At 55.9% G+C, this 13,390-nt stretch carries 10 protein-coding genes; 3 read left to right on the top strand and 7 right to left on the bottom strand.

The window, feature by feature from the left end; all coding sequences use genetic code 11:
• Positions 1-68: 68 nt before the first annotated feature.
• From ilvA to RTU96_RS00260, 6 genes are all read right to left on the bottom strand, one after another.
• Positions 69-1,262, bottom strand: a complete 1,194-nt coding sequence (ilvA, locus tag RTU96_RS00285; protein WP_312634259.1) for a threonine ammonia-lyase — start codon at positions 1,260-1,262, stop codon at positions 69-71.
• A 360-nt stretch (positions 1,263-1,622) separates the two neighbouring features.
• Entirely contained in the window at positions 1,623-3,104 is a 1,482-nt protein-coding gene (locus tag RTU96_RS00280) for a carbon starvation CstA family protein (RefSeq protein WP_312634257.1), read from the bottom strand.
• 331 nt (positions 3,105-3,435) lie between these two features.
• Positions 3,436-4,143 carry a response regulator gene (locus tag RTU96_RS00275; RefSeq protein ID WP_293010036.1) on the bottom strand — a complete coding sequence of 236 codons (708 nt, stop codon included), beginning with the start codon at positions 4,141-4,143 and terminating at the stop codon, positions 3,436-3,438.
• On the bottom strand, positions 4,140-5,168 hold the full coding sequence (locus RTU96_RS00270) for a DUF4118 domain-containing protein (protein ID WP_312634543.1): 1,029 nt from the start codon (positions 5,166-5,168) through the stop codon (positions 4,140-4,142). Before RTU96_RS00270 ends, RTU96_RS00275 begins: the two co-directional genes overlap by 4 nt.
• Positions 5,169-5,431: 263 nt before the next feature.
• Positions 5,432-6,277: a DegV family protein gene (locus RTU96_RS00265; protein ID WP_312281691.1), complete on the bottom strand. Its 846-nt coding sequence runs from the start codon at positions 6,275-6,277 to the stop codon at positions 5,432-5,434.
• 250 nt (positions 6,278-6,527) lie between these two features.
• Positions 6,528-7,886 (bottom strand): nucleobase:cation symporter-2 family protein, encoded by a 1,359-nt coding sequence (locus RTU96_RS00260; protein WP_312634256.1) that lies wholly within the window; start codon positions 7,884-7,886, stop codon positions 6,528-6,530.
• 410 nt (positions 7,887-8,296) lie between these two features.
• Here RTU96_RS00260 and RTU96_RS00255 point away from each other — a divergent pair, with 410 nt between their 5' ends.
• The 3 genes from RTU96_RS00255 to RTU96_RS00245 all read left to right on the top strand — a co-directional run bounded on the left by RTU96_RS00255 (position 8,297) and on the right by RTU96_RS00245 (position 12,058).
• Complete coding sequence (locus RTU96_RS00255; RefSeq protein WP_312634254.1) at positions 8,297-10,222, top strand: peptidoglycan DD-metalloendopeptidase family protein; 1,926 nt, start codon at positions 8,297-8,299, stop codon at positions 10,220-10,222.
• A 163-nt stretch (positions 10,223-10,385) separates the two neighbouring features.
• Positions 10,386-10,925: a ribosome hibernation-promoting factor, HPF/YfiA family gene (gene hpf / locus RTU96_RS00250; RefSeq protein WP_312634253.1), complete on the top strand. Its 540-nt coding sequence runs from the start codon at positions 10,386-10,388 to the stop codon at positions 10,923-10,925.
• 155 nt (positions 10,926-11,080) lie between these two features.
• Complete coding sequence (locus RTU96_RS00245; protein WP_312634252.1) at positions 11,081-12,058, top strand: PIN domain-containing protein; 978 nt, start codon at positions 11,081-11,083, stop codon at positions 12,056-12,058.
• Between the two features lie 41 nt (positions 12,059-12,099).
• On the opposite strand, the gene gap is transcribed toward RTU96_RS00245, so the two are convergent.
• Positions 12,100-13,122 carry a type I glyceraldehyde-3-phosphate dehydrogenase gene (gene gap / locus RTU96_RS00240; RefSeq protein WP_294852461.1) on the bottom strand — a complete coding sequence of 341 codons (1,023 nt, stop codon included), beginning with the start codon at positions 13,120-13,122 and terminating at the stop codon, positions 12,100-12,102.
• Between the last annotated feature and the right edge of the window lie 268 nt (positions 13,123-13,390).

Genomic DNA, 13,390 nt, shown 5'->3' with positions numbered 1-13,390 from the left:
AGGAGAGACGGCGCGATTTGATCGCGCCGTCTCTCCTTTATTTTCGCCGTAGGGCGGATAGCCGCCTGTTACCTGCTCAGCACCTCATAGTCGTTTGCGTGCAGCTCCCGCTCGATGTCATCCACATGCTGGGCGTTTCGCGTCTCCAGCACCATAGACACGATGCACGCCCCCACGTCAGCGTGCTTATCCTCCCGGGAGTGGTTGATACTGAGAATATTGGCGCCCGTGTCCGACACCACCTGAAGAAGGCCCAGAAGGCTTCCCGGCTTATCAGCAATTTTGGCGGAAAATTCCGCCAGCCGCCCCGACTTGGACAGTCCCTTGGTTATAATGCGGGACAACGTGGTGACATCCACATTTCCCCCGGAAACCAGACACACTGTCTTTCGGTCGGTCACGTCCACCTTTCCGAACATGACGGCGGCCACCGGCACCGCGCCCGCCCCCTCCGCCACAGTTTTCTGGTCCTCCATCAGCGCCAGAATGGCAGTGGCAATTTCATCGTCTTTTACGGTGACAATTTCGTCCACGTATTTCGCGCACAGGGCAAAACTCAGATCTCCCGGTTCCTTCACGGCAATGCCGTCCGCAATGGTGGAAACGCTGGGCAGCTTCAGCGGGCGGCCCGCCCGCTGGGAGACGTACATCCCCGCCGCACCGGCCGCCTGCACGCCCACCACCCGACAGGATGGTTTCAGGCTTTTGATGGCGCAGGCCACGCCTGAGATCAGGCCCCCGCCGCCAATGGGAACCACCACCTGCTCCGCCTCGGGCAGTTGCTCCAGAATTTCAAGGCCAATGGTCCCCTGTCCCGCCATGACCAGCTCATCGTTGAAGGGATGGGCAAAGGTATAGCCCCGCTCCCGTGTCAGCCGCGCAGCCTCTGCGGCAGCGTCGTCATACACGCCGGGAACCAGCACTACTTCCGCACCATAGTTTCGCGTGGCCTCCACCTTGCTGATGGGCGCACCGGCAGGCATACAGATGATAGACTTAATCCCCAGCTTGGCGGCGGACAGCGCAATCCCCTGCGCGTGATTCCCGGCAGAACAGGCAATGACGCCATGCTTTGCCTCCTCTTCCGTCAGGGAGCGAATCTTATTATAGGCGCCCCTAAGCTTGAACGCGCCGGTAAGCTGGAGATTTTCAGCCTTGATGTACACGTTTTTTCCCAGCTTTTTGGCAGGATTCAGCGGCGTTATTCTCGCCACACCCCGCAGAGCGGCCTGCGCTTCCTGAATCATTTCCAGAGTCAGCATGGTCGTCCCCTCCTAAAAATTATAAAGCTCTCGCGCCTGCTGTCCGTAATCCCAAAACCATGCGGTGGTTTCACTTCCGATCCCAACGGCCCGGAAAATCTCGCTTCCCATCTTTTCTTGGCAAAGTCATGTCTGTAATTCGAGGACAAATTTACGCCACTTTGTCTTTTCTTACCGCAATTATACGGTTGCAGAGAAGGAATTACAATACACAGTATTTCCAAAGCTTACGGCTCTGCGTTGACATTCCTGTAAATTTTTTCTGGCTTCAAAAATACAGACAGAGCCGCGGCCCCAGCCGCGGCTCTGTCTGTATGTAGCGCTCCGCCGCTCTTCTTCGCGGCAGGCAAGATTTAAAGATTATTTCCTCACGTTCAGGGGCGAAGACGCAGCTCTGCGGCGACCATACCAAAGAATCACAGCCGCATAAGCAATCGCCGCCACGCCGCCGATGGCATAGGCGACGCCCCAGGGAATGTTAAAGCCGATTTTGGCGTTCATAATAAACGTAATGGTAACAAAAGCATAAAACGCGCCGGGAATCAGAGGCACCCACACGTATTTGGCCTTACCGTTTTCAAACATCCAGATGGAGATGGCCAGGAACGCAAACAGGGCCAGCGTCTGGTTGGTCCATGCAAAATAGCGCCACAGAATGCTGAAGCCGGCGGGATTCATTTTTGCAAACACCAGAATCACGGCCACCAGCACATAGATAACGGCAGACAGAGACAGGCGCTTGCCGTTGCTGCTCTGGTCAATGTGGAAGGACTCGGCAATGCTCAGGCGCAGGGCGCGAAGAGCCGTGTCGCCGGAGGTAATGGGCAGAACAATCACGCCCAGCAGTGCAATCAGGCCGCCCGCATTGCCCAGAAGGCTCTTGCAGACAACGCCGATGGTGCCGGTGGCCAGAGAGGGATTGGCCTCCTGCAGGCCCAGGTTGTAAACGCCCATGGCGCCCGCAGCCCAGATCATGGCAATGAAGCCCTCCAAGGTCATCATGCGATAGAAAGTAGTGTGGCCCTGCTTCTCCTTCTTCATGGTCCGGGCAATAATTGCGGTCTGCGTGGAGTGGAAGCCGGAGAGAATGCCGCAGGCCACGGTGATGAAGAAGATGGGGAAGAAGTGATTGGTGCCAAAATAGTCGCCGTACTTAATAAGACCGCCGTTCCAATCGTCCCAAACGTTCAGCAGGGGATAACCCTGCACCAGCAGGCCGACAAACACGCCCACGGCGGAAAAAAGCAAAATCGCGCCGAAAACGGGATAAATTCTGCCGATAATCTTATCAATGGGGAAAACGGTGGCAATCAGATAGTAGGCAAAAATCACACCATAAATAACCCAGGTGGAGACAGCGGTAGGTGCGCCGGAGAACCTAAACACCTGCGTGGCGGCAATGTCGCCGGGGGTGTAGATGAACACCGCGCCCACCAGCAGCAACAGCACGCAGAGGATCACCTGATAAATCGCGTAAACACCCTTATTGCTATATCTGCGGACCATCTCGGGCATCTGAGTGCCGCCGTCGCGCAGGCAGATCATGCCGGAGAAATAGTCGTGCATGGCGCCGCCGATCACGTTGCCGATGGGAATGGTCAAAAACGCGATGGGCCCGAACAAAATACCCTGAATGGGCCCGATGATGGGGCCGGTTCCGGCAATGTTCAGCAGGTTGATGAGGCTGTTCTTCCATTCCTTCATGGGAACATAGTCAACGCCGTCCTGCTTGGAATAGGCAGGCGTCTCCCGGTCGTCCGGCCCGAAAATTTTCTCGCAGAAGGTGCCATAAAGCGCTCCTCCGCCTACAAGAATTACGAGGCCAATGAAAAAGGTTGCCATAGATACACACACTCCTTTGTTTCTGCCGCTCCCACACGGCTCTTTGCGGACCCTGTTAGGGTCCTTGTTAAGATAATATCAGATTTTTCCTATAAAAAGCGTTCAGAGTTTGTTAAGAATTATTTCGATTTTATAAAAAATAATTTAGTTATCGTTAATTTTTCGTTAATTTATTGCCAAAAGTAAATATTTTTCAAGAACGACACCCCGTTAAAAAGAGGACGTCTTTTATACATTCTGCGCACATAAAAACGGAAAGCGGGTTTTATAAACCGCTTTCCGTTTGTTTTCAGATATATCTGGTTCCTTCAAAAAACTGCCGGTCCAGAGCTCAATTCCCCTCGGCAAGGCGGTACCCCACGCCTACCTCTGTGAAAAAGTACTCCGGTTCCGCCGGGTTTTTTTCCACCTTACGGCGAATGTTTGCCATATTGACCCGGAGAATCTGGTTATCATCCCCCGCGCGGGGGCCCCACAGCTCTTTGATAATAAAATCATACGTGAGTACCTTGCCCGCGTATTTGCCAAGCAGTGCCACAATGCGGAACTCACTGAGCGTCAGCTTCGCGTTCTCCCCGTCCACCAGCACCTGATGCTTGTTGTAATCAATGGTCAAGCGGCCCACGGAATACGTGCCCTCCCGGGCAACCCCGTCGTTGGCTGAGGTGGTGCGGGTGTGGCGGATGGCGGCCCGGACCCGCGCCAGCAGCTCGGCGGTTCCAAAGGGCTTTGTCAGATAGTCGTCCGCACCCAAATCCAGCGCCGCCACCTTGTCCTGCTCGTGGTCCCGGGCGGAGACCACCACCACCGGAAGACTGGACCAGGAGCGCAGATTTCGCAGGATTTCCAGCCCATCCATGTCCGGCAGCCCCAGATCCAAAATCACCAGATCCGGGCAGTGGGACGAAATCATGGACAGCGCCTCCGTCCCCGTTCGGGCCTGTACGGACTCATAGCCGTTGTTGTCCAGTATGGCGGAGATAAACCGGGAGATGCTTTTCTCATCCTCCACCACCAATATCTTTTCCCGGATGTTCACTGTTCTTCCTCCTCTGTCGCGGGCAGGCAGAATACAAATTCCGCGCCGCCGCCTTTTATATTCCGCGCCTCCATGAAGCCCTTATGGGCTTTCACAATGGTGAGGCACACCATCAGTCCCAGTCCCATATCCCGCTTTCCATCGCCGGCAGGGGTCTCGCTACGCTTCAGCGTTCCGTCAAACAGGCGGGGCATTTGCTCTCTGGGAATTCCCTGACCGTTGTCCTGAACGGAAAACTTGGCCATTCTTCCGTCCCGCTTCACTGACAGGGCCACCCGGGTGGTGGTCTCGCCGTGTCGCACAGCGTTTTCTAACAGGTTTGCCAGAACCTGCGTAATCAAAATGGCGTCCATCGGCACCAGTAAAAGCTCGTGGGGCGCCTCCACAGTAATATGCACATTGGGAAACCGCTTGCGAAATTTCCGGGCCGTCTCTCCCAAAATTTCTTCCGCCGCTTCATTCTTCTTGACGATGTGTGCCTGCCCGTTTTCCCCGATTCGCGTGATGGACAAAAGATTCTCCACCACCCGGATCAGCCACTGCGCTTCCTCCCGCACATCCCGCAGCAAATCTCCCTGTTCCTCGCTTGAAATCGAAGGGTTTTCCAAAATGACGGAAGTAGACCCGACAATGGAGGTCAGCGGCGTACGGATATCGTGGGCCACGGAGCGAAGCAGGTTCGCGCGCATTTTTTCCATCTCGTTGTCGGTGTGGAGCTTCTCCTGCTGTTTAATCTGCGTGGTCAGAGCACTGGTGACAATGGAAACCATGAGAAGCGTCAAAAAGGTCAGCGGATAGCCGGAAAGGGTAAAATCAATCGCCCCAAACGGATAGGTAAACATATAGTTTACGGAGACAACCCCCACCACGGCGGCCAGCAGCCCGAACAGATATCCGTCGGTCAGGCGGGAAATCAACAGCACCGCCAGCACAAAAACCGGGGAAGCAAAGCCCTCGCTGGTATCGGCGTGCAGCAATATCATACAGGCCGTCCATGCGCAGATTAGAATCGCCGTGCATATCAACAAATCCCTTCGTCGAAAGGGAAAAATACTCCTCAAAAGAGATTTTCGAGTGCGCAAGTCTTCCCCTCCCAGTCTTTTTCTGTTGAAATAGCATGAAATATGTCGTATTCAAAAGTATCTTAACCACTTTGCGTTTATTATACCATAGTTCGTGCCAAATTTCCGCTAATATTTGTCCGCCAGCAATATTCCGAGAAGAAACGGTGGTTTTCCAATACACAAGGGCGCCTGCGGAAAGATTCCGCAGGCGCCCTTGCGTATCCTCAATAGCCCAAAATCAGGCCCTTTTCCATGGCATAAAAACTGGTTAGGCCCCGGCAGGCCATAATTTCCACGCCCTTCACCGGCAGGTCCCGCAGAATCTGCTCCTTCAGCTTGACGGCTCCCGGCAGGTTCTGGCAGTGGGAAATAATCACCTCGGCCCCGGTGCAGTCCTTACTGGCGGCCATCTGCTTTGTAATGGCCTGATAGGTCTTCGTTTCGCCGCGAGCCTTATCCGCCACATGAATAGAGCCTTGCGGCGTGGTATCCGCAATTACGTGGATTCCCAGGGAATGGAGCAGGTTCCCCACCAGAGGGCGCATACGTCCATTCTTAATCAGGTTGTCAAAATTCTCCAGAGTAAACACTGTGCGCAGAGCGGCCTGATAAATGCGAAGCTCCGCGCAGATCTTCTCAAAATCCGGGTTTACGGCTTCCTCAATCAAAGCTCTTGCCCGCCGCGCCAGCAGGACCATACACCCAGAGGTGCTTTTAGAGTCAATAACGCAGACCTTTTTCTCCGGATACTCCTCAAGCGCCAACTCCCGCCCCGTCGTGGCAGCAGCCAGCGTACCGGAAAGGTTTCCGGAAATGGTAAAGCAGATGGAGCAGTCCGCCGAGGAAAACGCTTGGGCAAAGGCGTAAGGCGATGGGCATGCCGTGGAGGACGCGGTCTTCTCCTCACGCATCGCCTCCAGAAGCTGGGGAACGCGAATGTGTTCGTCGTCCACAAACTCCCGCTCGCCCACCAAAAGGCGCAGCGGCACGGAAATAAAACGGACGAGGCTGTCTTCCCACTTCTGGTCTGCCATGTCGGCACTGCTGTCGCACACAATATTCCAGGCCATAAAAACTCCTTTGAAGGCTCCCGGCAAACGGTCATTTGTCCGGCGCTTTCGCATAATATGATTTTCAATACCACATTACATCATTTGTCTTGAATTGTCAATCAAAACCTTAAATTAGCTCTCCGCATCGGCAATTTGCATGATCACCCGCCCAATTTTGCGAAAAAGGCTCTCATTCTGAAGACCAAAGCGGCAAAGCAAGACGCGATTACCCGTCGGGCCGGAGCGCGTCCTCCCCGGCCCGACGGGTTTATGATGCATTGTCTTTGGGAAGCAGCAGGTTCAGCACCACCGCCATAATCGTGGCGATGACCACCGGGGACTTTCCGAAAATCATCGTCACCGCCTCGGGAAACTGGCTCAGGGCGGCGGACGCCTGAGAAATGCCCACGCCCAGCGCGGCGGAGAGGCCGACAATGGTGGTATTCCGAGCGGTGAGGTCCTGCGACGCAATCAGCTTCATGCCGGTCATGGCGATGGTGGAAAACACCGTCACCGTGGCGCCGCCCAGCACGCACTGTGGAATCGTGGTTAAAACGGCGGCAAATTTGGGGCAAAGGCCCGCCAGCAGCAAAAACCCGCCCGTGATGGCAAACACCGTCCGGTTCACCACCTTATTAGTGCTGACAATGCCCACGTTCTGGGAATAGGTTGCGGTGGGAAGCCCTCCGAACAGGGCCGTTAAAATATTGGTGGCGCCATAGGCGATGACGCCGCCCTTCAGCTCCTTGTCCGTGGGCTCCCGGTCCAGCCCGCCGATGGTGGTGGCAGTAAAATCGCCGATGGCCTGAATGGAGTTGATGGCAAACAGCAGTCCGATGGCAATGCAGGATGCGGGGTCAAACTTTATCCCGAAGTGCAGCAGTCTGGGCAGGGAAAACCACGCCGCGTCCGCCACGTCGGAAAAGTCCACCATATGAAAGGGAATGGAGATCACATAACCCGCAAGCATGCCCAACAGAATGGAGGCCAGCTTGCCAATGCCCCTGCCGTGATGATTCAGCAGCATCACAGCCACCAGTGTCAGCACCGCCACCAGCCAGTTCTCCCACGAGCCGTAAATCAGCGTCTCGGGCAGACCTTTGGCGGCAATGGATTCCGCCGTATTGCCCGCGCCGCCGGCCATATAGTTGATGGCTGTTGGATAGAGGGACAAGCCGATGGTAAACACCACCGTACCGGTAATCACCGGAGGAAACAGGCGGCGGATATGCTTCATGCCGAAACCCACCAGCATGGCCACCACGCCGCCCACCAGCATGGCCCCCGCAATGGCGGCCACTCCGCCGCCGTCAGCTGCAATGGCCTGCATACTTGGCACATAGGCAAAGCTGACGCCCAGTATCACCGGAAGCCCAGAGCCAAACCGCCCGCCGATGGGATAGAGCTGGAAAAAGGTTGACACGGCCGACATCACCAGTGACGCCTGAATCAGGAGCACACCGTCCGCCTGATTCAGTCCCGCCACCCCCGCCACAATAATAGCAGGGGTTACGCAGCCCACAATCATGGCCACCAGATGCTGCAGCGCCAAAGACACCGCCGCCCCTGTCGGCACGGGGCCGCGAAGCTGAAACAGCGCCTCCCGGCTTGGGGTTCTTTTCTCCATCACAGCCGCTCCTTTCGGAAGTCGCCGAGACCCTTTTTTCGGCGACTTCTCCGCGTTTCTTTTCATTACGGCGTCCGCCGTTCGCACTGTGCATATCATACCATATTTTTTGAGGAATGCAAATATTTTTAGGCATCCTGAAAAATATTTTAAAGGCAGTCGTGGGTTTTTGGCCTTTTTATCCAGAACCCGCTTTCCTTTTTCGTATTTCGAAGCGCAATTTGGGTCGATTTCATAAATAAGGTATTTTCGGACAGACTAGCAAAGCGGTTTTGGGTTCATTTTCCAGCAGTTTTGCCAAAAAAATGCTTGACGAATCAAGGAAAACGGGTTATGATGTCGTCGGTTACAATCTGTAACCCTCCTGTAACTTTTTTGTTTTGCTTTTTAATTTTGACTGTGAGGTCTTCATGAGTAAACATTCCCCAAAATCCCACAATCATGCCGCCCGGCGGGCTGCGTCGCCTCAGACCGGTTCCCGCCGTCAGGCGGAGGAACCTCAGGCCGCGCCGGTACTGCGGCGGGTGAGCGCCCCGTCCGCGCAGGCAGAGCCCGTTCCCGTCGGTGCAGGGCCGGAAGACGCGCCGGTTCAGACGGGGGCGCAAACGGCCCCAGCCAGTCGGTCCCCCCGGCAGCGGCGTTCCTCGGCTCCCATGGTGGCGGCGGTGGCTGCCGCTCCTGCGGCACGGACATCCGGGCGACGGGAGGCGGCTCAGGAAAAATCTTTTCCCGCGCTTCTTTGGGAGCTGCTCTCAGAGAAAAAGACCGCCTTTTTCAGAAACGTCCGCCGGCTCCGCCGGCGGGCACGCCATCTGGTGCGGGAAGAACAGGCCCGCCAGTTCCCGGAATCCGATCTGGTGGCGGTGCAGCTTTTGCTGTTTGCCCGAAACATGACTCCGCTGCTGACCACCCGGTTCACCGAGCACAAAAAGGGCCAGCGCCAGCTTCTGGCGGGGCGTTTTGACCCCATCCGGTCTTTGTTTGCGCGGCTGTTCGGGCAGAGGAAGGTCCGACCCTTGCCTTTTTTGGCGGTTACAGGCGCGGCGGCACTGGTCTTTGTATTTTTCTCTCTCTATACCGTGGGCACCACGGTGATTTACAATGGCGAGCAAATCTGCGCGGTGAAGTCCGATTCCGCCGCCAACCTCGCCAAGACCCAGTTGGAGCAAATCACCTCCCGGGCCATCGGCTCCAGCTATGCCATTGACGAGAGCCTGCTGCAATATTCCTCTTCTCTGCTGCCCCGGTCCGAGGTGGTGGATTCCGAGGAGTTGGAGGAGGGCCTTTCCGAGGAAATCGGCCTTGTGACCTACGGCTATTCTCTGTACGTGGACGGGGAGCTGATCGGCGCGACCTCTTATAAGGGCGCTCTGGATGAGCTTTTGAAGCAACTCAAGGACGGCATCAGCGATGAAAACACTATTTCCTGTGAATTTGAAGAATCAGTGGAAATCAAGCCCGGCTACGTGCCAACCGACAGCATCATGAATCTGGGATATCTGGCCGAAACACTGTACAGCACCAAAACCGCCGAGGTGACCTACGAGGTCAAAAGCGGAGACACCTGGTCCCAGATTGCCAACAGCCACGGGCTTACCTCCACCGAGCTTCTGGCTTTGAACCCCGGCTACGACATCAACCGCCTGTCCATCGGCGAGGTGCTGACCCTGTCCGCCTCCGTCCCCTACCTCACCATGACCGTGGTGGAGCAGGAGCGATATATGGACGCGATTCCCTTCGATGTGGAATATACCGACAGCGCCGACCTCTACAAGGGCGACTACAAGGTCACCTCCGCAGGCGAAAACGGCTCTGCCGACGTGGTGGCCAACGTCACCTATGTCAACGGCGAGGAGATGGAGCGGATGATTCTCTCCTCCGTCACCCTGAAGGACCCTGTCACGGAACAGCGGCTTCAGGGAACCAAGGACCGGCCCACATGGCTGCCCACCGGCTCCTTCCGCTGGCCCTGCTCCGGAAATATCACCTCCCGCTTTGGCTATCGGAACCTGAGTTACAGCTATGCCTCGACAAACCACAAGGGCATCGACATTGCCAACCGGAGGGGTACCGCCATCTATGCCGCCGACGGCGGCACGGTGAGCTACGCCGGCTGGATGAGCGGCTATGGCTATCTGGTGCAGATTAACCACGGCAACGGCTACGTGACCTATTACGGCCACAACTCCAGTCTGGTCGTTTCCGTCGGGCAGCATGTGTACAAGGGCCAACAGATTGCCCGCATGGGCTCCACCGGAAATTCCACCGGAAACCACTGCCACTTTGAGGTCCGGTATAACGGCGTCGCTCGCAACCCCTTGAATTACCTGCCATAAAAAGCATCCGGCGCGTCTTTTGACGCGCCGGACTTTTTTGTCGGCTCTCCCGGAAATGAAGCGGTTTTAGTCACGGAAAATTTACTTTTCAAATTTGGCGGGACGTGTTATACTAGGTCAAAGAGAGGGTCTCTCTTTTCACCATACGAAAGGAGCGATATCCATGAAGTGTACGTTTGCGTTTAAGAAGGTCACTCTGAACAGTTCCATTAAGGACTATACCGAGAAAAAACTGTCCAAGCTGGACCGGTATTTTCAAGAGGAAGCCACCGCGTTTGTGACGTTTTCCGTGGAGAAGGAGCACCTGTGCACCGCAGAGATTACGATTCGCGGCGGCAACACCCTTTTCCGCGCCCAGAAGCAGGAGACGGACGGCGACATGCGCAGCGCCATTGACGCCGCCGCCAACTATATCGAGCGCCAGATTCTGAAAAATAAGACCCGTCTTTCTAAACGTCTGCGGAACGAAGGGTTTTCCCCGGAAGCCCCTGACGAGTTTGACGTCACCGAGGAGAAGGAATTCAACATCGTCCGCACCAAGCGCTTCGCCGTCAAGCCCATGAGCCCCGAGGAGGCCATTTTGCAGATGAATCTGCTGGATCACTCCTTCTTTGTCTTCCGCAGTGAGGAGGACGATTCCCTGTCCATCGTATACAGGCGCAAAAACGGAGGCTACGGTATGATTGAAACCGGCGAGGAGTAAAAGTACCGCAATTTGTAAAATTTTTGATTTTCAACCGGGCCGTTGAACGGCCCGGTTGCTTTTTTTTATTTTTCGGTATACACTGAGTAGGTAATTTGCAGCATTTTTAAAGTTTTTTCCCCAGTAGGGGTGAATAGAAAGGTTTCATAAGTTTTATGAAAATGATTTTTTTAGTGGACGGCGACAACAACATCGGCACCGGCCTTCAGGGCGCGGACCAGTTGAAGTCCGAGGACTCCATTCTGATTTTTTATCAGAAGACGGGTCTTGCCCTTAGCAAGATCAAGGAGCTTTGCAAGGGCAGCAAAGCCAGCATTCAGTATCTGGAAAGCGTGAAGGGCGGAAAGAACTCCATCGACTTCCAGATTATTACGGAACTGGGTGTGCTGGTGGGCCGGGGCGAGGCCGACTGCGCCTATGTCATCAGTCAGGACAAGGGGTACGAGGCCGCCATGAGCGCCCTGCGGGTGCGGTATGCCGGTGCATTTCGGGAGGTGGCCCTGCGCCCCTCCATCGCCGCGTGCCTGAAAGCGTTTTATCTCCTGCGGGCCACCAGCGCCGAGGAGCTGCGCGCCTCCTTACAGCAGGAGTTTGGCGACGTTCAGGGCATTGCTGCTTTTGACCACTTGCAAGGGCTGTTTCAGCCCGCCAAGCCTGCCACAGAGGAAAAACCCGCGGCGGCGGCAGTAGCTTCCACTCCGGAGGACAAGCTTCCGTTAGCCTCCGGGGGAGAAAAAGCGGTGAAAAAGAGCCGAAACGGGCGGCGGCGATCCGCTAAAAACGCAGATTCCAAGTCCGCTGAAGCGAAGCTCGCTGAGGGTACCCCCACTGAGGCGAAGTCCTCCGGGGTGAAAGGCACCGAAGCAAAGCCCTCCGGGGCAAACACAGAAAAGCCTGCTGCGCAGCCTTCCCCCAAGGGGGTGGCCCAGCCCTCTGCGAAGCCCGGTCAGCCCCTAGCCCCCGCTTCCACGGCGCCATCTGCGCCCAAGCCTGCCGATCCGGCTGCGCCGAAGTCCCAGCCCACCGCGCCTGCGTCAGAAGACAAAGCCGCCGTAAAGCTGGTCCGCGCCGCTCATCGGGGCGGGCGACGTAAGAAAAAGCCCGCCGCGGAAAAACCGGCGGGAGATGCATAAACAGCCGGGGGATGGAGCTGCGCTCCATCCCCCGGCTGTTTTCAGCGATGATCCTCTTCGTACATATGGGCCATCAGGTCCAGCAGCTTGCTGGAATAGCCCCATTCGTTGTCATACCATGCAATGAGCTTAACAAAATTATCGTCCAGCATGATGCCCGCCGTCTCGTCGAAAATGCAGGTTTCGGAAAACCCGGTCAAATCAGAGGAAACCACCTGATCGGTGGTATAGCAGATAATGCCCTTCATGCTGTTGCGGGAGGCATTCTCAATGGCCACGCACACATCGTGATAGCTGGCAGGCTGCTTCAGCCGCGCGGTCAGGTCCACCACGGACACATCGTTGGTTGGCACGCGGAAGCTCATGCCCGTCATCTTTCCCATCAACTCCGGAATGACCAGACCCACGGCCTTGGCCGCGCCGGTGGAGGAGGGGATGATGTTGCCGATGACACTGCGCCCGGTCCGCCAGTCGCGGCCCGCGCGGGAGTCCACCGCCTTCTGCTTGGCGGTGGCCGCGTGGATGGTGCTCATCAGAGCCTGCTCGATTCCGAATGTGTCGTTAATTACCTTAGTCATGGGGGCAAGACAGTTGGTGGTACAAGAGGCATTGGACACCACGTTCACGTCAGGAACATAGTTCTTATGGTTCACGCCCATCACAAAGGTAGGCGTAATATCGTCTTTCGGCGGCGCGCTGAGAATGACCTTTTTCGCCCCGCCCTTGAAGTGGGCGGATGCCTTCTCCGTGGAATTATACACGCCGGTGGATTCAATGATGTACTCTGCGCCGCAGTCGTCCCACGGGATGAGATTGGCGTCGTTCTCGGAATAAACCCGGATTTTTTTCCCGTTAATAATCAAGTGTCTGTCATCGTGCTCCACCGTCCCATGATAGGTGCGGAACACCGAGTCATACTTCACCTGATAAACCATGTAATCCAAATCCGCGTTCCGCAGATTGATACCGCAAAGCTGATAGCTGCTGCAGCCCCGCTCCAGCATAATCCGCAGCGCTACTCGTCCGATGCGTCCGAAGCCGTTGATTCCAACCTTAATCGCCATGTTCCTTACCGTCCGATCTCATATTTTTTCGCGGCGCTGCCCCCGCGCCGTTCTGGTACCCGCTTTTCGCTCTGAGAAATGCCTTCCGGGAAATATGCGCATCCCTCCGCCTTTGGCGGAAAGCCCGGAAATCGCAAAGCCTACGCGGCCGCCGCGCTGCGGCTATGCCAACTTAGGCGGGAAGCATCAGCGCCGCTTGTCTCAACCAGCGTCAACGATCCTTTACAGTTATTATAGCATGCTTTTCCGAAATGTGAACCTCTATATA

It is taken from the genome of Oscillibacter sp. (assembly GCF_032018205.1).
In the GTDB taxonomy this organism is placed as follows: Bacteria; Bacillota; Clostridia; order Oscillospirales; family Oscillospiraceae; genus Oscillibacter.
The sequence above is the reverse complement of the archived record's forward strand: the minus strand, read 5'-3'. Positions and strand labels throughout refer to the sequence as shown.